Below are 18,157 nucleotides of genomic sequence, written 5' to 3'. Positions count from 1 at the left end.
GGTTGGGCATGTCGGCGACGACGTTGTACCAGTGTGTCGGGATCTCGTTCTCGTCGAGCAGGATGCGGGTCGGTTCGGTCATCTGGTCTTCTCCCTTGGTGTCTGCGGCGGTGGTGCGACGCGCCTCCCTACGGCGTGTCGGGCTGTGTGGCGGCGACCGCGAGGCCCTTGAGGACCAGGTTGTCGACGCGGCGGAACGGGATTTCCAGCGCTTCGGCGAGCGCGTCGGCGCCGCCGCCGCTCAGCAGGCACAGGGCGCCGGCGTCGTGCGCGATGTGCCGGAACATGCGTTCGACGGCGCCGGCCTGCGCGTTGAGGCAGCCGGAGGCGATGGCGTCGGCGGTGTTGCGCGGGGCTGCGACGAAGCGGCCGTCGGCGAGGGGCAGCTGGGCGGTGTCGCGGGCGAGCGAGCGGCGCATCAGGTGCTCGCCGGGCAGGATCAGGCCGCCGCGGAAGAGGCCGTCGGCGTCGAGGATGTCGATCGTGGTCGCCGTGCCGGCGCTGACGACGAGACAGGCGGCGGAATGCATGGCGCGCGCGCCGATCAGGGCGGCCCAGCGGTCGGTGCCGAGCTGGCCGGGCTGGTCATAGGCATTGCGCACGCCGCAGCATGCGGCCGACGAACGCAGCCATTGCGGCGCGGGGGTATGGTCGTGCAGGGTCCGTGCGATCGCGTCGGCCACCTCGACGCCGGCGACGTTGGAGCCGAAGACTCGGGTTATTCCGGTGCAGCCTTGCGCGAGTGCGCCCAGTTCGCCGATGCGCGCATGTTCGAGCGCACCTTCGCCCTGCCACGCGCCGTCGCCGAAAAGGCCCCATTTGACGCGCGTGTTGCCGGCGTCGATCAGCAGGATCACTGCGCCGCCCTCAGCGAGACCTCGCCGGTGAGGATGCGGGTCAGGCCCGCGTCGGTGCGCAGGAGCAGGGCACCGTCATCGTCGACGCCGGCGCAGATGCCGGTCATCTCGCTTCCGTCGCCGGTGATGCGCACGGGCAGGTTGGCGAAGGCGTTGCGCTGCTCCCAGGCGCCGCGCAGCGCGGGGAAGCCGGCGGCGGCGTAAGTGTCGAACAGGGCGTGCAACTCGGTGAGCACCGCGGCGAGGAGGCGATTGCGATCGGGCAGCGTGGCGAGGTGTTCACCGAGGTCGGTCACGGCGGGCTGGTCGGGGATCCGCGTGCCCGCGGGCAGGTGCAGGTTGATGCCGATGCCGACCACCGCTGCCGGGGTGCGGCCGCGGCCGGGCAGCAGTTCGACGAGGATGCCGGCGAGCTTGTGACCGTTCACGAGCACGTCGTTCGGCCACTTGAGCTGCAGGCCCGGCACGCCGAGTAGTTCCAGCGCACGGACGACGGCGAGGCCGGCGACGAGCGACAGTCCGGCCGGGACCGGGGCGCCCGGCGCGAAACGCCACAGCGTCGAGAAGGTCAGGCTGCCGCCGGGCCACGACTGCCACTGGCGGCCGCGTCGGCCGCGTCCGGCGGTCTGCCGCTCGGCGACGACGACGTGGATGCGGCCGTCGTCCGCCGGTGTCGCGTCCATGAGCACGCTATTCGTGGAGGCACACTCGTCGAGCACCTTCACGTCGAAAGTGCCGGCGAGATCGCCGAGTTGCTGGAGGATCAATGCGGCGTCCAGCGGCGCGTCGGAGGCGGATGCACTCAAACCGGTCTTCCCGTGCAATACGTGAAAACCTGCATTATCCGTCATTGCATGCGCATGCACGAGAGCGGTGCGCTGCATCCCGGCCGGCGCGCGGGGTGGTCCTGCGGCCGGGCCGGGGTGGCCGCGGCCTCAGGTCGGCGGTGCCGCCGGGCGTTCTTCGTCCATGCCGAGTTCCTGGATCTTGCGCGTGATGGTGTTGCGCCCGATGCCGAGGAGCTGTGCGGCTTCGATGCGGCGGCCGCCGGTTGCGCCGAGTGCGCGGCGGATCAGCGTGCGTTCGAAGTCGCGCGTGAGGCGGTCGAACACTTCACCCGGCGAGGTTGCGATCAGGCGGTCGGCCTCGAGCGCGAGTCCGTCCGCCCAACTGATCGGCGCCTCGCGGTCGGGCTGGGCCTTCATGTCGGGCGGCAGGTCGGCGATCTCGACGACCTGGCCGGGCGCCATCACGGTGAGCCAGTGGCACAGGTTCTCGAGCTGGCGCACGTTGCCGGGGAAGGGCAGGGCCTGCAGATACTTGATTGCCGCGTCGGACACGCGCTTGGGCGCCACGCCGAGGTCCTGCGCGCTCTTCTGCAGGAAGTGCCCGACGAGCAGCGGGATGTCCTCGCGGCGCTCGCGCATCGGTGGCAGGCGCAGGCGGATGACGTTGAGGCGGTGGAACAGGTCTTCGCGGAACAGCCCCTGGCGGACGCGGTCTTCGAGGTTCTGGTGCGTCGCGGCGATGACGCGGACGTTGGCGCGGATCGGCTGCTGGCCGCCGACGCGGTAGAAATGGTTGTCCGAGAGTACGCGCAGCAGGCGCGTCTGCAGTTCGGCGGGCATGTCGCCGATCTCGTCGAGGAACAGCGTGCCGCCGTCGGCCTGCTCGAAGCGCCCGCGCCGCTGGGCGGCGGCGCCGGTGAAGGCGCCGCGCTCGTGGCCGAAGAGCTCCGACTCCAGCAGGTCGCGCGGGATCGCCGCGGTGTTGATCGCGATGAACGGGGCGTCGGCGCGCGGGCTGTGGCGGTGCAGGGCGCGCGCGACGAGTTCCTTGCCGGTGCCCGACTCGCCGTTGATCAGCACGGTCGCGTGCGACTGGGCAAGGCGGCCGATGGCGCGGAAGACTTCCTGCATCGCCGGCGCCTGGCCGAGGATCTCGGGAGCGAGCGCGGTGCTCTCCGACGCACCTTTCTGGTGCGAGCTCTGCGCGATCGCGCGCTGAACCAGTGCCACGGCCTGATCGACGTCGAACGGTTTGGGCAGGTATTCGAAAGCGCCGCCCTGGAAGGCCGACACCGCGCTCTCCAGGTCCGAGTATGCGGTCATGATGATGACCGGGAGTTGCGGGTGCAGCGTCTTCACCCGCTTCAGCAGGCCGAGGCCGGACTCGCCCGGCATGCGGATGTCCGAAATCAGTACCTTGGGCGGCACCGGTTCGATTTCCAGCGCGGACAGCGCCTCGTTGGCGGACGAGAAGCTGCGGTGCGGGATGTCCTCGCGGCCGAGTGCCTTTTCGAGCACCCAGCGGATGGAGCGGTCATCATCAACGATCCAGACGGTGTTCATTCTTTAATGCACCTTTTTGGTGCGATCGTGCCTCTCCTTGGGGCGTCAGGCACGGTCGATGATCGGCAACAGGATGGTGAAGCAGGTGCGGCCCTTGCGGCTTTCGACTTCGATCATGCCTTGATGTTGCTCGACGAAGCTCTGTGCCAGCGAGAGACCGAGGCCGCTCCCCCCTTCGCGCCCCGATACCAGCGGATAGAAGATCTTGTCGCGGATCTCATCCGGAATGCCGGGGCCGTTGTCGATCACTTGCAATTCCAGTGCCAGCTTGAAGCGGCGCTTCGCGAGCGTGACCTGGCGGGCGACGCGCGTGCGCAGGCGGATTTCGCCGCGGCCCTCCATCGCCTGGGCGGCGTTGCGTGCGATGTTGAGGATGGCCTGGATGAGCTGTTCGCGGTCGGCGGTGAGTTCGGGCAGGCTCGTGTCGTAATCGCGGCGGATCGTGATCTCGGGGTACTCGGCGAGGATCAGGCGGCGTACGCGTTCCAGCACGTCGTGGATGTTGAGTTGGTCCGGCCGCATCATGCAGTGCGAGGTCAGCAGCCGGTTCATCAGGTCCTGCAGGCGGTCGGCCTCGGCGATGATGACCTCGGTATATTCGCGCAGCTGCGGGTCGGCGAGTTCGCGTTCCAGCAGCTGCGCGGAACCGCGGATGCCGCCGAGCGGGTTCTTGATCTCGTGCGCGAGGTTGCGGATCAGCTCGCGGTTGGCCTGCTGCTGCTGCAACAGCTGTTCTTCACGTGCGACGCGCAGTTGCGCGTCGATCGGGCGGAACTCGAGGAGCAGGCGCAAACCCGCTGCCTCGGCCGGGCTTACGGTGCAGTCGACGTGCAGTGGTTCGGCGTTGGGGCGGGCGATCTTGAGATCCTGGCCGGTGTAGCTCCAGTTCTTGCGCAGCGCGTTGTCGAGCGCGGCGGCCAGGCCGGCGGGTTCGCCGAGGAGCTGTGACAGCGGGGCGCCGATCAGGCGCCGGTGGCTGACGGCGAAGAGGTTTTCGGCGCCGGCGTTGAGGTAGCGGATCAGCAGGTGGTCGTCGACGACGACAACGGCCGACGAGAGCAGATCGAGCCCGGCGAAGGGGCCTGCGAGACCGGGGGGTTTGGGCGTGTTCGGCATGAGTGTGTTCTCGGAATCCCGTTTGGTCTCGCAAAAAACACGCCAGGTCGCAGTTGCCCCTACTTCAGGTTGCCGAGTTCCTTCCTGAGGGCCTCGATGTTGCGCTGATGCAGTTCGACCGTGTCGCGCAGCGGTTGCAGCCGGTTCTGGACGAGGGGCAGCCGGCGCTCGGCGCCCTGGTAGCGGCCTTCCTGCTCGGCGACGGCTTTTTCGGCCGCGGCGAGGGCGGCTTCCTCGGTGGCGAGTTCCTTTTCCAGTACTTGCCGGCGGGTGTCGTCGCGGGCGCGCTGTGCGTCCGGGGCGACGCGCGGGAAACTCGACGGGGTCGGCTGGGATGCCGAGGACGAGCGCTTCGGCGGGGCGGGCACCGACGACACGGCCTGGTCCTCGCTGAGCTGCTTGCAGCCGCGGCCCTGGTTGCGGTCGTTGGTATAGGTGACGGCGCCGTTTGCGTCCACGCACTTGAAGACCTGGGACTGGGCCAGGGGGGACACGAGCATTAGAAGCAGAAGCGGAAGTGTTCGCATGTCCGTCGGTCGGAGAGTCAGTGATGCACCCGGTGCCGCGACGGGCTTCCCGCAATGCATACGTGGGGCATTAGACCCCATAAAAAAGGGACGGGCAATGCCCGTCCCTTTCCGACTTCAGTGTAATCCGGGGATTACAGGCTGTAGTACATGTCGAATTCCACCGGGTGGGTGGTGATGCGCATGCGGTCGACTTCGGCGGACTTCAGGCCGATGTATGCATCGATGAAGTCGTTCGAGAACACGCCGCCGCGGGTCAGGAACTCGCGATCCTTGTCGAGGTACTCGAGCGCCTGGTCGAGGCTGGTGCACACGGTCGGGATCTTTGCATCCTCTTCGGGTGGCAGGTCGTACAGGTTCTTGTCGGCCGGGTCGCCCGGATGGATCTTGTTCTGGATGCCGTCCAGGCCGGCCATCATCAGGGCCGAGAAGGCGAGGTACGGGTTGGCCAGGGGGTCCGGGAAGCGCGCTTCAATGCGGCGACCCTTCGGGTTGGCCACGTACGGGATGCGGATCGAGGCCGAACGGTTGCGGGCCGAGTAGGCCAGCTTGGTCGGAGCTTCGTAGTGCGGCACGAGACGCTTGTACGAGTTGGTGCCCGGGTTGGTGATCGCGTTCAGCGCACGGGCGTGCTTGATGATGCCGCCGATGTAGTACAGCGCGAGTTCCGACAGGCCGGCGTAGCCGTTGCCCGCGAACAGGTTCTGGCCGTCCTTCCAGATCGACTGGTGCACATGCATGCCCGAGCCGTTGTCGCCGACGATCGGCTTCGGCATGAAGGTCGCGGTCTTGCCGTACTGGTGTGCGACGTTGTGCACGATGTACTTCAGGACCTGCGTCCAGTCGGCGCGCTTGGTCAGCGTGCTGAACTTGGTGCCGATTTCGCACTGGCCGGCGTTGGCGACTTCATGGTGGTGTACTTCGACCGGCACACCGGCGGCCTCGAGAGCGAGGCACATCGCGGCGCGCACGTCGTTCAGGCTGTCGACCGGCGGAACCGGGAAGTAGCCGCCCTTGACGCGCGGACGGTGGCCGGTATTGCCGCCTTCAAACTTGTCGGCAGTCGACCACGCGGCTTCTTCCGAGATGATCTTGCTGTACACGCCCGACATGTCGATGTTCCACTCGACGGAGTCGAAGATGAAAAATTCGGGTTCCGGGCCGAAGAACGCGGTGTCGCCCAGGCCGGTGCTCTTCAGATAGGCTTCGGCGCGCTTGGCGATCGAGCGCGGGTCGCGGTCGTAGCCCTTGCCGTCCGACGGTTCGATGACGTCGCAGGTCAGGACGAGGGTGGTTTCGTCGAAGAACGGGTCGATGTAGGCCGTGCCCGCTTCGGGCAGCAGGATCATGTCGGAGGCCTGGATGCCCTTCCAGCCGGCGATCGACGAGCCGTCGAAGGGGTGGCCGTGCTCGAAGTGGTCTTCTTCGAACGCGGACACCGGCAGGCCGACGTGCTGCTCCTTGCCCATGGTATCGGTGAAACGCAGGTCAACGAAGCGGACTTCGTTTTCCTGGATCATCTTCATGACTTCTTGAGCGTTCATATTCACTCCTGATGAGAAGAGGCGAAAGCGGTTGTTGGTAACGGAAAACTTCCGATGGAGCGGAAGAAAGCAGTATCCGTGCCATACGTAAGTTCAACTTTGCCGGGCATTGTGCCACAAGGGCGGGCGCGCGTATCACGGACGCGCGCGAACGGAGCGTGCAAGGCTGCCGCCGAAGCCGCAGAACGAGGGGCGGAAAGCGCTGCGGGTTCGGGCGACGCGGCGAGAAGGACTGCGTGCGCACCGAAATTGTGCGTTCTGTGTTGGGTGTGCACCATCAAGGTGCAATTCGACCCAGGATGGTGATGGCCCGGTAGTGGGGACGCTGCGCCAGCAGGGCGTCGATGCGCAGGCGCAGCTCGTCGCGGGGGATTTCGTCGAGGTCGGCCGCGCCCACGATCACCTCGGCCTCGATGCGGTCGCCGAGGTAGTGGAGCAGCACGCGCGGCGGCGTCGCGAGCGGCCGGTCGAACAGGGCTTCAAGGGTATGCACGATTTCGGTGCGTTCGGGCAGGGGCGTGAGTCCCGCGCTCTGCTGCAGCGCATCGTTTTCGGCATCGACATGCACCAGTACTTCGCGCACTTCGGGGTGTGCGGTGCGCACGCGCAGGTACACCGCGTCGGAAATCTGGTGCCCCTCCGACACGGTGATGCGCGGGTCGACCTGGATGTGGGCGTCGCACAGCACGCGGTCGGCCATGCGGCGGGTGCGCAGGTCATGCAGGCCGATGACGCCCGGCGTCGAGCGGATGGTGTCGCGGATGCGTGCGACGTCCTGTTCGGACAGACCGGTGTCGATGAGTTCGCGCACGGCCTTCAAGGCGAGGCGCAGACCCATGTGCAGGATCAGGAAGCCGACAACGGCGGCCGCGAGCGGTTCGAGAAAGGGGAAGCCGGCGAGACTGCCGCCGATGCCGACGGCGACGACCAGCGAGGACGCCGCGTCCGAGCGGGCGTGCCAGGCATTGGCCTCCAGCACGGGGGCCTTCAGGCGCCGGCTCGCGGCGAGGGTGTAACGGAACAGGACCTCCTTCGCGACGAGCGTCACGAGGGCCATGCCAAGGGCCACGGGGTGCAGCGGCAGGGCTGCGTCCATGTGCTGCAGGCGCAGCCCCGAGCTCCACAGGAAGCCAGTGCCGACGCCGGCGAGCACGAGCCCCAGCAGCAGCGTGACGGCGGTCTCGATGCGGCCGTGGCCGTAGGGGTGGTCGCGGTCGGCCGGTTCGGCGCCGCGTCGCCCGGCCAGCAGAACGAGCAGGTCGGTGAACAGGTCGGAGAGTGTGTGCGCGGAATCTGCGACGAGGCTGAAGGCGTGCGCGAACAGTCCGACGGCGATCTGGCCGATGGAGAGCAGGGTGTTCGTGACGATCGCCGCGAGCGCGACGCGCTGAATGCCGCGGGCGCGCGCCTCGTCGGCGCCGCTGCGGCGCGACTTGCCTGATGTCGGGTGGTCCATGGCGCCAGCGGTATGGGTATACTCAAGTTCCGATCGAGCAATTCTATCCGGATGGATGCAATGGGAAAGTTGACCGACCTGCTCCGCCTCGCCCAGCAGCGAGCGCAGGAGATGAAGCTCCCGTATGCGGGCGCGCTCACGCCGGCCGAGGCCTACGAGGTGTGGCAGCTCGCGCCCGGCGCGAAGCTTGTCGACGTGCGCACGCGCGCCGAATGGGATTGGGTCGGCCGCGTGCCGGGCGCCGTCGAGATCGAGTGGATGGGCTATCCGGGCAACGTCGCGAATTCGCACTTCCTTGCGCAGTTCGGGCGCGAAGTCGATCCCGAGGCGCTGGTGATGTTCATGTGCCGCTCGGGGGCGCGCTCCGACAAGGCGGCACGGGCCGCCACCGAGGCCGGCTACCGGAGTTGTTACAACGTGCTCGAGGGGTTCGAGGGCGACCGCGACGCGAACGGCCAGCGCAGCCGCATCGGCGGTTGGCGCCACGCCGGACTGCCCTGGCACCAGGGCTGAGCGCGGGCTCCCGGTGTCCTCAGCGATTTGACACGCCGGCGCGCAGCCGGTTTGATTGACGATTCTTGCGAAGAATTTCCGAAGACGATGCAGACCGCCACCATCAGTTTCGACCGATTCAATGCCTTGCGCGACGACGAGGCCCAGGAGCGCATCCGCGCCGCGCGCGCGCGCCTCGGCGAGCGGGCCGTGCTGCTGTGCCATCACTACCAGCGCGCCGATGTGTACCAGCACGCCGACCTGACCGGCGACTCGCTCAAGCTGTCGCGGCTCGCGTCGCAGACCGACGCGGAGTTCATCGTGTTCTGCGGCGTGCATTTCATGGCCGAAGTGGCGGACATCATGTCGCAGCCGCACCAGAAGGCGATCCTGCCCGATCTCGCGGCGGGCTGTTCGATGGCGGACATGGCCAATCTCGCGAAGGTCGAGCGCTGCTGGCGCGAGCTGCGCGAAGTGCTCGGTACGCCCGACGCGCTGATCACGCCGGTGACCTACATCAACTCGGCGGCCGACCTGAAGGCCTTCTGCGGTGAGCACGGCGGCATCGTGTGCACCTCGACGAACGCGCCGGTGATCCTCGACTGGGCCTTCGCGCAGCGCGAGAAGGTGCTGTTTTTCCCCGATCAGCACCTCGGGCGCTGGACGGGCTACAAGAAGGGCATTCCGCTCGAGCAGATGGTGGTGTGGGATCCGGACCTCGAATACGGCGGCCTCACGCCGGAGCAGATCCGCAATGCGAAGATCCTGCTGTGGAAGGGGCACTGCTCGGTGCACCAGATGTTCCAGGAAAACCATATCCGCCGCTGGCGCATGCAGCATCCGGAAGGCCTCGTGATCTCGCACCCGGAAAGCAGCCTGGACGTGTGCGTGAATTCCGACTATGTCGGTTCGACCGAGTACATCATCAACGTGATCAAGAACGCGGCGCCGAACACGCGCTGGCTGGTCGGCACCGAGCTGAACCTGGTCAATCGCCTGGCCGAGGAAGTGAAGCCGGAAGGCAAGATCGTGCAGTTCATGGCGCCGACGGTGTGCATGTGCTCGACGATGCAGCGTATCGACCCGCAGCATCTGGCGTGGACGCTGGAGAACCTTGCCGACGGCAAGATCGTCAATCACATCCAGGTGCCGCCGCACGAGGCCGAACTCGCGAAGGTGGCGCTGGACCGGATGCTGGCGGTGTCCTGACCAGGGGTGCGGAGGCCAGACCATGAAGCTGCGCGTCTGCACCTACAACATCCACAAGGGGTTCTCGCAGTTCAATCGCCGCATGGTGATCCACGAGCTGCGCGACCGCCTGCGCAGCCTCGACGTCGACCTCGTGTTCCTGCAGGAGGTGCAGGGGCTGCACCTGGGGCATGCGAGCCGCCATCCGAACTGGCCCGAACCGCCGCAGCATGAGTTCCTCGCCGAGGAGGTGTGGCACCAGACCGCCTACGGCGGCAACGCGGTGTATGACCACGGCCACCACGGCAACGCGATCCTGAGCCGTTTCCCGATCGTCTCGACGAACAACCTCGACGTTTCCGACCACCGTTTCGAGCGCCGCGGGCTGCTGCATTGCGAGGTGCAGGTGCCCGGGGTCGAGCTGCCGGTGCATTGCGTGTGCGCGCACCTGGGGCTCTTCGCGGGCAGCCGGCGCAGGCAGATGGAGGCGCTGGCCGATCGCATGGAGCGTCTGGCGCCGGACGGTGCGCCGCTGATCATCGCGGGCGACTTCAACGACTGGCGCAACCGCGCGCAGGATCTGCTGGTCGAGCGCCTGAGCGTCCGGGATGCGTTCGATTCGGGGCGCAGCCGTCCGCCACGCAGCTTCCCGAGCCGGTTGCCGGTGTTCCGCCTGGATCGCATCTACGTGCGGGGCTTTTCCGTCAGACAGGCCGACGTGCATTCCGGTCCGCCTTGGTCGCGGATTTCCGATCACGCCGCCCTGACCGCGGAACTGGAGTCCGCCGGGTGAGCGCCTTCGTCGGCGGCAATGCGATCACCCTGCTGGAAAACGGCACCGACTATTTCCCCGCCTTGCTGCAGGCGGTCGAAGGTGCCGAGCGCGAGATCTTCCTCGAAGCCTACATCTTCGAGAACGACGTGGTCGGAACCCGGGTCGCGGCGGCTCTGGCGCGCGCGGCCGCGCGCGGCGTCGCGGTGCGCGTGCTGGTGGACGGCTTCGGCGGGCGTGCCTTCGTGCGTTCGGTGATGCCCGGCCTCGTCGCCAGCGGTGTCGGCGTGCAGGTCTACCGCCGCGAGCTGCGCGTCTTCGCGATGCGTCGCCACCGCTTGCGCCGTCTGCATCGCAAGCTCGCGGTCGTCGACGGGTGCGTGGCTTTCGTCGGCGGCATCAACATCGTCGACGACCTGACGCGCGACGGCCCCCAGCATCCACGCTACGACTACGCGGTGCGCGTCGAGGGGCCGCTGGTCGAGCCGATCCTGCAGTCGGTGCATCACGTGTGGCGGCTGGTCGCGTGGGCCGGGCTGCGCCAGCGGCAACCGCAGCCGCTCGTCGCGCCGGCGTGCATCAACCCGGCGGGAAGCGTGCGCGCGTGCTTCCTGATCCGGGACAACCTGCGCCATCGTCGCGACATCGAGGAGGCTTACCTCGACGCGATCGACGCAGCGCGGCGCGAGGTGGTGATCGCCTGCGCGTATTTCTTTCCCGGCCGGCGCTTCCGCCAGGCGCTGGTCGATGCCGCCGAGCGCGGCGTGGAGGTGGTGCTGCTGCTGCAGGGGGTGTCGGATCATCCGATGCTGCAGTACGCAACGCGTGCGCTGTACCCCTTCTTCCTCGCGCGCGGCATCCGCCTGTTCGAATACCGGCAGAGCGTCCTGCACGCGAAGGTCGCCGTGGTCGACGGTCAGTGGGCGACGGTCGGGTCGAGCAACATCGATCCGTTCAGCCTGCTGCTCGCGCGCGAGGCGAACGTCGTGATCGACGATGCCGGCTTTGCCGCGGACCTGCGTGCGCGCCTCGAGCGGGCACGCGCGAACGGCGCGCACGAGCTGCACAGCCGGGAAAGGGGGCGCTTGTCGCGGCTGCGCCGGGCGGCGAGCTGGGTGGCCTACCAGGTGGTGCGTCTGGCGATCGGATTGGCCGGCTACGGCCGGCACAGCTGAGGCCGTGGCGGGCTGAACTCGACCGGGACGGCAAAGTCAAAGGATCGTTTGGCGCCGTGCGATGCGCGTCGCGCAGCTGCCGCCCACCGCCAGGAGGTGTCCCATGGAACCGCCGCTCCACACGATGAACAACCTGTTTGCCCAGCTCGGGCTGCCATCCGACGAATCCGCGATCGAGCGCTTCATTGCCGCGCACGCGCCCTTGCCGTGCGGCGTGGAGCTCGCCAAGGCGCCGTTCTGGTCGCCGCAGCAAGCGGCCTTCCTGAGCGAGGAGCTGAAGGAGGACGCGGACTGGGCCGAGATCGTCGACCAGCTCAGCGCGCGCCTGCGCTCCTGAAACCCGCGTCCGCGTGCCGCGGTGCGGTGCGCGGCGGGGAGACCCATCATGGAAGACCGCATCATCTCGGTCGTCAGCGGGGCGAGCCGCGGGCTCGGACGCGCGGCGGCGCACCGCCTCGCAACGATGGACGGCTACCTGGTCGTCGCCACTGCGCGCAATCCGGACGACCTCGAGCCGCTGCGCTCGAAGCTCGCCATCAGCGGCCACGTCGTCGAGCCGCACCAGCTCGACATCACCGACGACGCGTCGGTGAATGCGCTGCGCGACTGGATCGCCGGGCGCTTTGGGCGCGTCGACGTCCTCATCAACAACGCCGGCATCCTGATCGATCGCCACTCGACCAGTATCCTCGAGCTGCCGCTCGAACAGATGCGCGAGACGCTGGAGACGAACCTGATCGGGACGTTGCGCCTCACGCAGGCGCTGGTGCCGCTGATGCGCTCGAGCCGCGCCGGGCGGGTCGTCAATCTCGCGTCGAGTATGGGGCAGCTGGCGGAAATGGACGCAGGCACGCCCGCCTACCGCATGTCGAAGACGGCGCTCAACGCGCTGACGCGCATCCTTGCGGCAGAACTTGCGGGCACGCGGATCAAGGTCAATTCGGTGTGCCCCGGCTGGTGCCGCACGGATCTCGGCGGGCCGGAGGCGCCGCGCCTGCCCGAAGAGGGCGTCGAATCCGTCGTGTGGGCGGCGACGCTGCCCGAGGATGGGCCGACCGGCGGCTTCTTCCGCGATTGCCAGCCGATCCCCTGGTAGGGCGGCGTCAGGACGCCGTGGCGGCGAGCCCGGCCGGTGCCTGCGCCTGACGTAGGCGCGGTACGCGATCGAGCGTCCAGTTTGCGCAGGCCCACGCCCACAGCCTGGACAGCGGCCCGCGCGCGAGCTCTTCGGGCGGGGTGTGGCCGAGGAACTCCAGTCCGGCAGCCAGCGCGGCGGCGGGCGGCAGGGCGTCGATCGGTGCGGCGAGCGTCTGCTTCGAGAGCTTCTCGCCCGCCGCGTTGACGACCACCGGCAGGTGCGCATAGCCGGGCGTCGGCACGCCGAGCAGGTGCTGCAGGTGGATCTGGCGGCCGGTCGAGCCGAGGAGGTCGGCGCCGCGCACGATGTCGGTGACGCCCGCCGCCGCATCGTCGACGACGACCGCGAGCTGGTAGGCGAACTGTCCGTCGCCGCGCAGCACGACGAAGTCGCCGACCTCGCGCGCGAGATCCTCTTCCTGCCGGCCCTGGACGCGGTCGTCGAATGCCACCGTCCCGTGCGCGCGCACGCGCCACGCGTGGGCATTGCGGCCGGTCGGCAGGCCGTTGCGGCAGGTGCCGGGGTAGATGCGCGAGCCGTCGCGTGCGAGCGCGGAGTCGGCCATCTCGCGGCGCGTGCAGGCGCAGGGGAAGACGTGGCCGGCGGCCCTGAGCTGCTCGAAGGCGGCGCGGTAGGCGTCCAGTCGCCGACTCTGCCAGACGATGTCGCCGTCCCACTCGAAGCCGAATCGCGCCAGCGTCGCGATGATGGCGTCGGCTGCGCCGGGGATCGTGCGCGGGGCGTCGACGTCCTCGATGCGCAGCAGCCAGCGGCCCCGGCGGCTGCGCGCCTCCAGATAGCTGCCGATCGCGGCGACGAGCGAACCGAAATGCAGCGGCCCGGTCGGGGAGGGCGCGAAGCGGCCGATGTACGGTGAGGGTGCTGGGGGCATGGGGCGGAGGACGTCGCGGGTGCGGCGCTGCGCGGTCGCAGGGGCGCAAGCCGCGCATGATAACATTGCGCGCCGCGGCGACCTGCCGCCGCCGCGGGACGCGGGCTGCGCCCGAACCGCCTGCGGTATCCGACCACGCTCCCCTGCAAAGGCTTCCTGCCCCGCCCCATCGTGACGCCCGATTCCCGAAACCTGTACGGCTTCTACCTGCTGCTGGGCGTGGTGTATCTGGGCGGTCTCTGCGTGCCGCTGATGAACAACGATTCGGCGCACCACGCGACGATCGCGCTGCACATGCATCTCACCGGCGACTATGCGTCGCTCGTGACCCAGGGCGAACCCTATCTGGACAAGCCGCACCTGCTGTTCTGGCTTGCGGCCGCTGCGTACAAGCTGCTGGGCGTCACGACGCTCGCATTCAAGCTGCCGTCGCTGCTGTTCAGCGTGGTGGGCGTCTACGCGACCTACGGGCTCGGGCGGGTGCTGTATTCGCGCGAGGTCGGGCGGGTCGCGGCGCTGGTGCTCGCGAGTTCGCTCGCTTTCATTCTCGCGAACAACGACGTGCGCATGGACGCGGTGCTGACCGCGGCGATCGCGCTGGCGATCTGGCAGCTCGCGGAGTTCGCCACCTACCGCCGCTGGCGCAATCTCGTGCTCGCCGCGCTCGGGCTCGCGCTGGGCTTCGCGACCAAGGGGATGATCGGCGTGGCGATGCCGGCGATCGCGATCTTCGTGCATCTGCTGTACCGTCGCGCCTGGCGCGCGCTCTTCGATCCGCGCTGGCTGCTACTCGCGCTGCTGACGCTGGTGCTCGCGACGCCGGTGCTGTGGGCCTACCACCGCCAGTTCGGCATTGACGGCGTGAAGTTCATCCTGTGGTCGCAGAACTTCGAGCGTCTGTCCGGCGGTCGTTTCGGCACGGCAGGGGGAAGCGATCCGCTGTTCTTCTTCCACACCTTCGTGTGGGCCTTCCTGCCGTGGAGCCTGCTCGGCGCCGCGGCGGTGTGGGCGCGCGGGCGTGAACTGGTCGCGGCGCGCCTGCGGCCGGTGCCCGGGCAGGAGATACTGACGCTGGGCACGATCGCGGTGATGTTCGGGATCATCTCGAGCTCCGGGTTCAAGCTGCCGCATTACCTGAACATCCTGTTGCCGCTCTTCGCGGTGCTGCTCGCGTCCTGGCTCGTGCCGCGCATGCGGGCGCCGGCGCCGCGCGGCGCGAAGCTGGCGCAGGGGCTGGTATGGGCCCTGATGGGCGTGCTGGCGCTCGCGCTCAACGCTTGGGCCTTCCCGCTCGACCGTGTCGCCGTCGCGGGGGGCGTCGTGGCGCTGGCGCTTGCCGGAATCGTGCTGGCGCGACCGGCGCACGGCATGGCACGGCTCGTGTTCGCCTCGGTGGTGGTCGCGGCAGCGTTCAATTTCCTGCAGAACTTCAATTTCTATCCGAAGCTGTTGCGCTACCAGGCGGGCAACAATCTGGCACTGGCCCTGCAGGCGCGTGGCGTTGACGTCGGCGGGGTGCGGCATTTCGGCGCGCGCGCGAACAGCTTCGATTTCTACATCGGACAACTCACGCCGCCGGTGACGCTCGACGAGCTGAAGGCGACGCGGGGTCCCGTGCTGGTGTACGCGGCCGATGCGGGGCGCAAGGCGATCGAGGAGGCCGGACTGAGGGTCGAAGAACTCGCGGCGAGTCCGGAGTTCCGCGTCACGCGGCTAAACATCCGTTTCCTCGATCCGCAGCGGCGAGCGGAAACCTTGTCGCGGCACTATGTGCTGCGCGTTTCGGGGGAAGATCGGCAATGAATCGGAACTTGGAGGGCGGCCTGCGCGCGGTCGTGCTCGCGGCGATCGCCGGCGTCAGCGTGTGGGCGGCCTGGCCGGGTTTCCATCCGGCACCGGCGGCCGCGTTCGTCGCACCGGCTGCGACGGAGCGCGTCGGCAAGGGGGGCGAGTCGATGCTCGCCAGCTTCGTCGTGAATGCGGCCGAACCGGCGCGCGTGCATGCCGCGTCGATCGCCGCGCTGCCCGACGGGCGCCTGTTCTCGACCTGGTTCGGCGGCTCGCGCGAGGGTGCGACCGACGTGAAGGTCTATGGCGCCTTCTTCGATCCTGCAGCCGGACGCTGGGGCGAGCAGCTCACGCTCGCGACGCCCGCGCAGACCTCGCGCGACCTCGGCCGCCTCGTGCGCAAGATGGGCAATCCGGTCGCCTTCACGGTGCCGTCGGGCGAGCTGTGGGTCGTGTATGTGAGCGTGACCCTGGGCGGCTGGGCGACCAGCCACCTCAACCTGATGCGCTCGGCCGACATGGGGCACACCTGGACGCCGGCGACGCGCCTCGTCGCCTCGCCCTTCTTCAACCTGAGCACGCTGGCGAAGGGCTTTCCGGTATTCTTCGACAACGGCGACATCGGCCTGCCGGTGTATCACGAGATGGCCGGCAAGTTCGGCGAGCTGCTCGTGCTCACGCCCGAGGGCAGGGTGCGCCGCAAGCAGCGCCTGGATCACGGCGACCGCTCGCTGCAGCCGGTGATCCTGGTCAAGGATGCGCAGCACGCGGTCGTGCTGCAGCGCTTCGCCGGCGAGACCAAACCGCCGCGCGCGTGGCGCAGCGAGACCCGCGACGGCGGGCGCACGTGGTCCGCCGTCGAAGCGAGCGATCTCGCGAACCCCAATTCGGCGCTGGCCGCGCTCGCGCTGGAAGACGGCCGCCTGATCGCGGTCGCCAACGACACCGAGGACGAGCGCCTGCGCCTGTCGCTCCTCGTGAGCGAGGACGACGGCCGGCACTGGCGTGCGATTCACCGCTTCGAGGACCGCGAGGACTTCCTCGGCCGCAGCTTCGGCCCGGACGTGCTGCGTCCCCTGCTTGCAAAGGATGTCGAATCGCTGGGGCCCGGGCCGGCCGCGGACTCCGTCGCGCGCAACGCGGAGGCCAACCTGTGCCGCGGCGAGACCTGCGCGTGGCAGTACGACTATCCCCATCTCGTGCGCGGTACCGACGGCGACTTCCACGTCGTGTATACGTGGAACCGCTCGTTCATCCGCCACCTGCGCTTCAATCGCGCGTGGCTGGAGGCAAGGCTGTGATCGCTGCGCTGTACGATTCCCTCGCCTGGGCCTGCGCGTTCGCGCTGTGCGTGCCGGGGCTGCGCCGACGGCCCGCGTACGCTGCGGTTGCAGTGCCCGTAATCGCCGCCCTGCTGTGGCTGCCCGTCGGCGGAACCAGCCTGCTGGCCGTGCTGCGCGGCGCGGTCGGGGCGCCCTCGGTGACGACCGCGGCGACGCTCGCGGCGCTGCTCTGCGCGCGTTGTGCGGGCGAATGCGTCTTCCCCCGCGGCGAGCGTGTGCTCGTCGCCACGCTGGCCGCCGTCGCCGGGCTGCTGTTCTACCCGCCCGCGTTGGGGCTGGGCGCCATCGACCCCTATGCGTGGGGCTACGGCGGCGCAGTGCTGCCGCTGGCGGTCGGCGCGGTCGCCCTGGCCGCGGCTGCGGCCGGGCGCTGGGTCATTGCCGGGGCGCTCACGGCCGCGCTGGCAATGTGGCGGCTGCAGCTGCTCGAATCGACCAATCTGTGGGATTACCTGATCGATCCGCTGCTCGTGTCGGGCGGACTGATCTGGCTGATCGCCCGCGTCTGGCGGGGAAAATCGGCGAAGCGCGCGGGGTGAAAACCCGCCGCGGCCAGATCCTCGGCGAACGCGGGTGACGCGAGGTAGGCGAGTTCCGTCTCGCGTGGTGTCGTGAGCACGTCGCATGCGCGCAATTCGTCGTCGACGCGGCCCGGGTGCACATGCACGAGCGGCCGCGGACCGCTGCCGGCAAGGAAGGACTGCATCAGCGTGCGGAACGGAACGCGCCCGGAAAAGTCGTGCAGGCCGGCGAAGCCGTCGTTCGCGGGCAGCCCGTGGCGACGCAGCAGCCGGTGCAGGCCGAGACCGAGCGAGGAGATCAGCAGCGCCTTCGGCAGTGCCGTGCGACGGCGCACGCAGCGCGCGAGGGACTCCCGGCAGTCGCGCACCCACACGGACCCGCGCGGGTAGCGCAGCAGCAGTTCCTCGACCAGCACTTCGCGGATGCCCGGCAGCACGTGCGCGTGCTGGTGACCGTCGATGTAATCCGGCGCGGCGTTCCAGGCGTCCTCGAATGCGTCGAGTTGCGCGCGCAGCTCGTCGCGGACCGCCTGGCGCGGCAGCGCCCGTGCGAGCGCGCGCGGCAGCAGCCGGCCCATCGCCGGCAGTCGTCCTGCCTGTGCAAGGCCGACCGCAGCGGTGAGCGGCACGTGATCCGTCAGCGTGAGGTGCAGGCCGACATCGGCCGGATGCGTCGCGGCGGTTTCGCGCAGCAGGCCCGCGCGCCGTTTCCAGTCCGGCAGCGCGGTCATGCAGCTCGTCGCGGACAGGCGCCCGGCCGCGATCAGCCCGGCGATCGCCTCGCTCACGCCCGGCGCGATGCCGTAGTCGTCGGCGCAGACGATGATCGGGCGGGTCGGTCGGCGGATGGCGGTGGGCTGGTCGTTCATGGCCCTCCTTATAGCGGCTCCCGCGTCAACGCGCCAGAGGCCGTTTGCGTTTATCCTGCGAGGTTTGGCGCCTCGCCCATTCATCATCCGCCGGAATATCGTGTCAGCTCCCACCCCCCGCGCCACCG

18 protein-coding genes are annotated in these 18,157 nt (G+C 68.9%); 9 read left to right on the top strand and 9 right to left on the bottom strand.

What is annotated here, in order from left to right:
• Positions 1-128: 128 nt before the first annotated feature.
• From GPA27_RS24915 to GPA27_RS24885, 7 genes are all read right to left on the bottom strand, one after another.
• Entirely contained in the window at positions 129-857 is a 729-nt protein-coding gene (locus GPA27_RS24915; RefSeq protein ID WP_169143131.1) for a type III pantothenate kinase, read from the bottom strand.
• Complete coding sequence (locus tag GPA27_RS24910) at positions 854-1,663, bottom strand: biotin--[acetyl-CoA-carboxylase] ligase (RefSeq protein ID WP_169143130.1); 810 nt, start codon at positions 1,661-1,663, stop codon at positions 854-856. Before GPA27_RS24910 ends, GPA27_RS24915 begins: the two co-directional genes overlap by 4 nt.
• Before the next feature lie 129 nt (positions 1,664-1,792).
• Positions 1,793-3,208: a nitrogen regulation protein NR(I) gene (gene ntrC / locus GPA27_RS24905; RefSeq protein ID WP_169143129.1), complete on the bottom strand. Its 1,416-nt coding sequence runs from the start codon at positions 3,206-3,208 to the stop codon at positions 1,793-1,795.
• A 45-nt stretch (positions 3,209-3,253) separates the two neighbouring features.
• Positions 3,254-4,324, bottom strand: a complete 1,071-nt coding sequence (gene glnL, locus GPA27_RS24900; RefSeq protein ID WP_169143128.1) for a nitrogen regulation protein NR(II) — start codon at positions 4,322-4,324, stop codon at positions 3,254-3,256.
• A gap of 59 nt (positions 4,325-4,383) precedes the next feature.
• Positions 4,384-4,851 carry a DUF4124 domain-containing protein gene (locus GPA27_RS24895; RefSeq protein ID WP_169143127.1) on the bottom strand — a complete coding sequence of 156 codons (468 nt, stop codon included), beginning with the start codon at positions 4,849-4,851 and terminating at the stop codon, positions 4,384-4,386.
• A gap of 134 nt (positions 4,852-4,985) precedes the next feature.
• Positions 4,986-6,395 carry a type I glutamate--ammonia ligase gene (gene glnA / locus GPA27_RS24890; protein ID WP_076604203.1) on the bottom strand — a complete coding sequence of 470 codons (1,410 nt, stop codon included), beginning with the start codon at positions 6,393-6,395 and terminating at the stop codon, positions 4,986-4,988.
• A 277-nt stretch (positions 6,396-6,672) separates the two neighbouring features.
• On the bottom strand, positions 6,673-7,851 hold the full coding sequence (locus tag GPA27_RS24885; protein WP_169143126.1) for a cation diffusion facilitator family transporter: 1,179 nt from the start codon (positions 7,849-7,851) through the stop codon (positions 6,673-6,675).
• 60 nt (positions 7,852-7,911) lie between these two features.
• Between GPA27_RS24885 and GPA27_RS24880 the strand changes: the two genes are divergently transcribed.
• The 6 genes from GPA27_RS24880 (at position 7,912) to GPA27_RS24855 (ending at position 12,574) form a co-directional block, all read left to right on the top strand.
• Entirely contained in the window at positions 7,912-8,364 is a 453-nt protein-coding gene (locus GPA27_RS24880) for a rhodanese-like domain-containing protein (protein ID WP_169143125.1), read from the top strand.
• 87 nt (positions 8,365-8,451) lie between these two features.
• Positions 8,452-9,552 carry a quinolinate synthase NadA gene (nadA, locus tag GPA27_RS24875; protein WP_050414509.1) on the top strand — a complete coding sequence of 367 codons (1,101 nt, stop codon included), beginning with the start codon at positions 8,452-8,454 and terminating at the stop codon, positions 9,550-9,552.
• 22 nt (positions 9,553-9,574) lie between these two features.
• A complete protein-coding gene (locus GPA27_RS24870; protein WP_169143124.1) occupies positions 9,575-10,324 on the top strand; it encodes an endonuclease/exonuclease/phosphatase family protein in 750 nt (249 codons plus the stop codon).
• Positions 10,321-11,478, top strand: coding sequence for a cardiolipin synthase ClsB (gene clsB / locus GPA27_RS24865; RefSeq protein WP_169143123.1), 1,158 nt, complete (start codon positions 10,321-10,323; stop codon positions 11,476-11,478). The genes GPA27_RS24870 and clsB overlap by 4 nt, the downstream gene beginning before the upstream one ends.
• A 103-nt stretch (positions 11,479-11,581) precedes the next feature.
• Positions 11,582-11,815 carry a DUF2789 domain-containing protein gene (locus GPA27_RS24860; protein WP_050414512.1) on the top strand — a complete coding sequence of 78 codons (234 nt, stop codon included), beginning with the start codon at positions 11,582-11,584 and terminating at the stop codon, positions 11,813-11,815.
• A 48-nt stretch (positions 11,816-11,863) separates the two neighbouring features.
• Positions 11,864-12,574 (top strand): SDR family oxidoreductase, encoded by a 711-nt coding sequence (locus GPA27_RS24855; RefSeq protein ID WP_169143122.1) that lies wholly within the window; start codon positions 11,864-11,866, stop codon positions 12,572-12,574.
• Between the two features lie 7 nt (positions 12,575-12,581).
• Here GPA27_RS24855 and gluQRS read toward each other — a convergent pair whose 3' ends face one another.
• Positions 12,582-13,508, bottom strand: a complete 927-nt coding sequence (gene gluQRS, locus GPA27_RS24850; protein ID WP_169143121.1) for a tRNA glutamyl-Q(34) synthetase GluQRS — start codon at positions 13,506-13,508, stop codon at positions 12,582-12,584.
• Between the two features lie 171 nt (positions 13,509-13,679).
• On the opposite strand from gluQRS, the gene GPA27_RS24845 reads away from it, so the two are divergent.
• Genes GPA27_RS24845 through GPA27_RS24835 form a run of 3 tightly spaced genes read left to right on the top strand, consistent with a single transcriptional unit; the run spans position 13,680 to position 17,178 of the window.
• Positions 13,680-15,311 carry an ArnT family glycosyltransferase gene (locus GPA27_RS24845; protein ID WP_169143120.1) on the top strand — a complete coding sequence of 544 codons (1,632 nt, stop codon included), beginning with the start codon at positions 13,680-13,682 and terminating at the stop codon, positions 15,309-15,311.
• The gene (locus tag GPA27_RS24840) at positions 15,308-16,597 is read left to right on the top strand and encodes a sialidase family protein (protein WP_169143119.1); all 1,290 of its coding nucleotides are present in this window, start codon (positions 15,308-15,310) and stop codon (positions 16,595-16,597) included. The genes GPA27_RS24845 and GPA27_RS24840 overlap by 4 nt, the downstream gene beginning before the upstream one ends.
• Entirely contained in the window at positions 16,594-17,178 is a 585-nt protein-coding gene (locus GPA27_RS24835) for a hypothetical protein (RefSeq protein WP_169143118.1), read from the top strand. Before GPA27_RS24840 ends, GPA27_RS24835 begins: the two co-directional genes overlap by 4 nt.
• Here GPA27_RS24835 and GPA27_RS24830 read toward each other — a convergent pair.
• Positions 17,088-18,029, bottom strand: a complete 942-nt coding sequence (locus tag GPA27_RS24830) for a ChbG/HpnK family deacetylase (protein WP_169143117.1) — start codon at positions 18,027-18,029, stop codon at positions 17,088-17,090. The genes GPA27_RS24835 and GPA27_RS24830 overlap by 91 nt on opposite strands.
• Positions 18,030-18,157 lie beyond the last annotated feature (128 nt).

Origin of the sequence: Aromatoleum toluolicum, assembly GCF_012911005.2 — a bacterium.
In the GTDB taxonomy this organism is placed as follows: Bacteria; Pseudomonadota; Gammaproteobacteria; order Burkholderiales; family Rhodocyclaceae; genus Aromatoleum; species Aromatoleum toluolicum.
The sequence above is the reverse complement of the archived record's forward strand: the minus strand, read 5'-3'. Positions and strand labels throughout refer to the sequence as shown.

Coding starts and splice junctions, on each gene's coding strand:
- ntrC (WP_169143129.1), bottom strand. CDS start 3,208: ATGAACACCGTCTGGATCGTTGATGATGACCGCTCCATCCGCTGGGTG.
- glnL (WP_169143128.1), bottom strand. CDS start 4,324: ATGCCGAACACGCCCAAACCCCCCGGTCTCGCAGGCCCCTTCGCCGGG.
- GPA27_RS24895 (WP_169143127.1), bottom strand. CDS start 4,851: ATGCGAACACTTCCGCTTCTGCTTCTAATGCTCGTGTCCCCCCTGGCC.
- glnA (WP_076604203.1), bottom strand. CDS start 6,395: ATGAACGCTCAAGAAGTCATGAAGATGATCCAGGAAAACGAAGTCCGC.
- GPA27_RS24885 (WP_169143126.1), bottom strand. CDS start 7,851: ATGGACCACCCGACATCAGGCAAGTCGCGCCGCAGCGGCGCCGACGAG.
- GPA27_RS24880 (WP_169143125.1), top strand. CDS start 7,912: ATGGGAAAGTTGACCGACCTGCTCCGCCTCGCCCAGCAGCGAGCGCAG.
- nadA (WP_050414509.1), top strand. CDS start 8,452: ATGCAGACCGCCACCATCAGTTTCGACCGATTCAATGCCTTGCGCGAC.
- GPA27_RS24870 (WP_169143124.1), top strand. CDS start 9,575: ATGAAGCTGCGCGTCTGCACCTACAACATCCACAAGGGGTTCTCGCAG.
- GPA27_RS24860 (WP_050414512.1), top strand. CDS start 11,582: ATGGAACCGCCGCTCCACACGATGAACAACCTGTTTGCCCAGCTCGGG.
- GPA27_RS24855 (WP_169143122.1), top strand. CDS start 11,864: ATGGAAGACCGCATCATCTCGGTCGTCAGCGGGGCGAGCCGCGGGCTC.
- gluQRS (WP_169143121.1), bottom strand. CDS start 13,508: ATGCCCCCAGCACCCTCACCGTACATCGGCCGCTTCGCGCCCTCCCCG.
- GPA27_RS24840 (WP_169143119.1), top strand. CDS start 15,308: ATGAATCGGAACTTGGAGGGCGGCCTGCGCGCGGTCGTGCTCGCGGCG.
- GPA27_RS24830 (WP_169143117.1), bottom strand. CDS start 18,029: ATGAACGACCAGCCCACCGCCATCCGCCGACCGACCCGCCCGATCATC.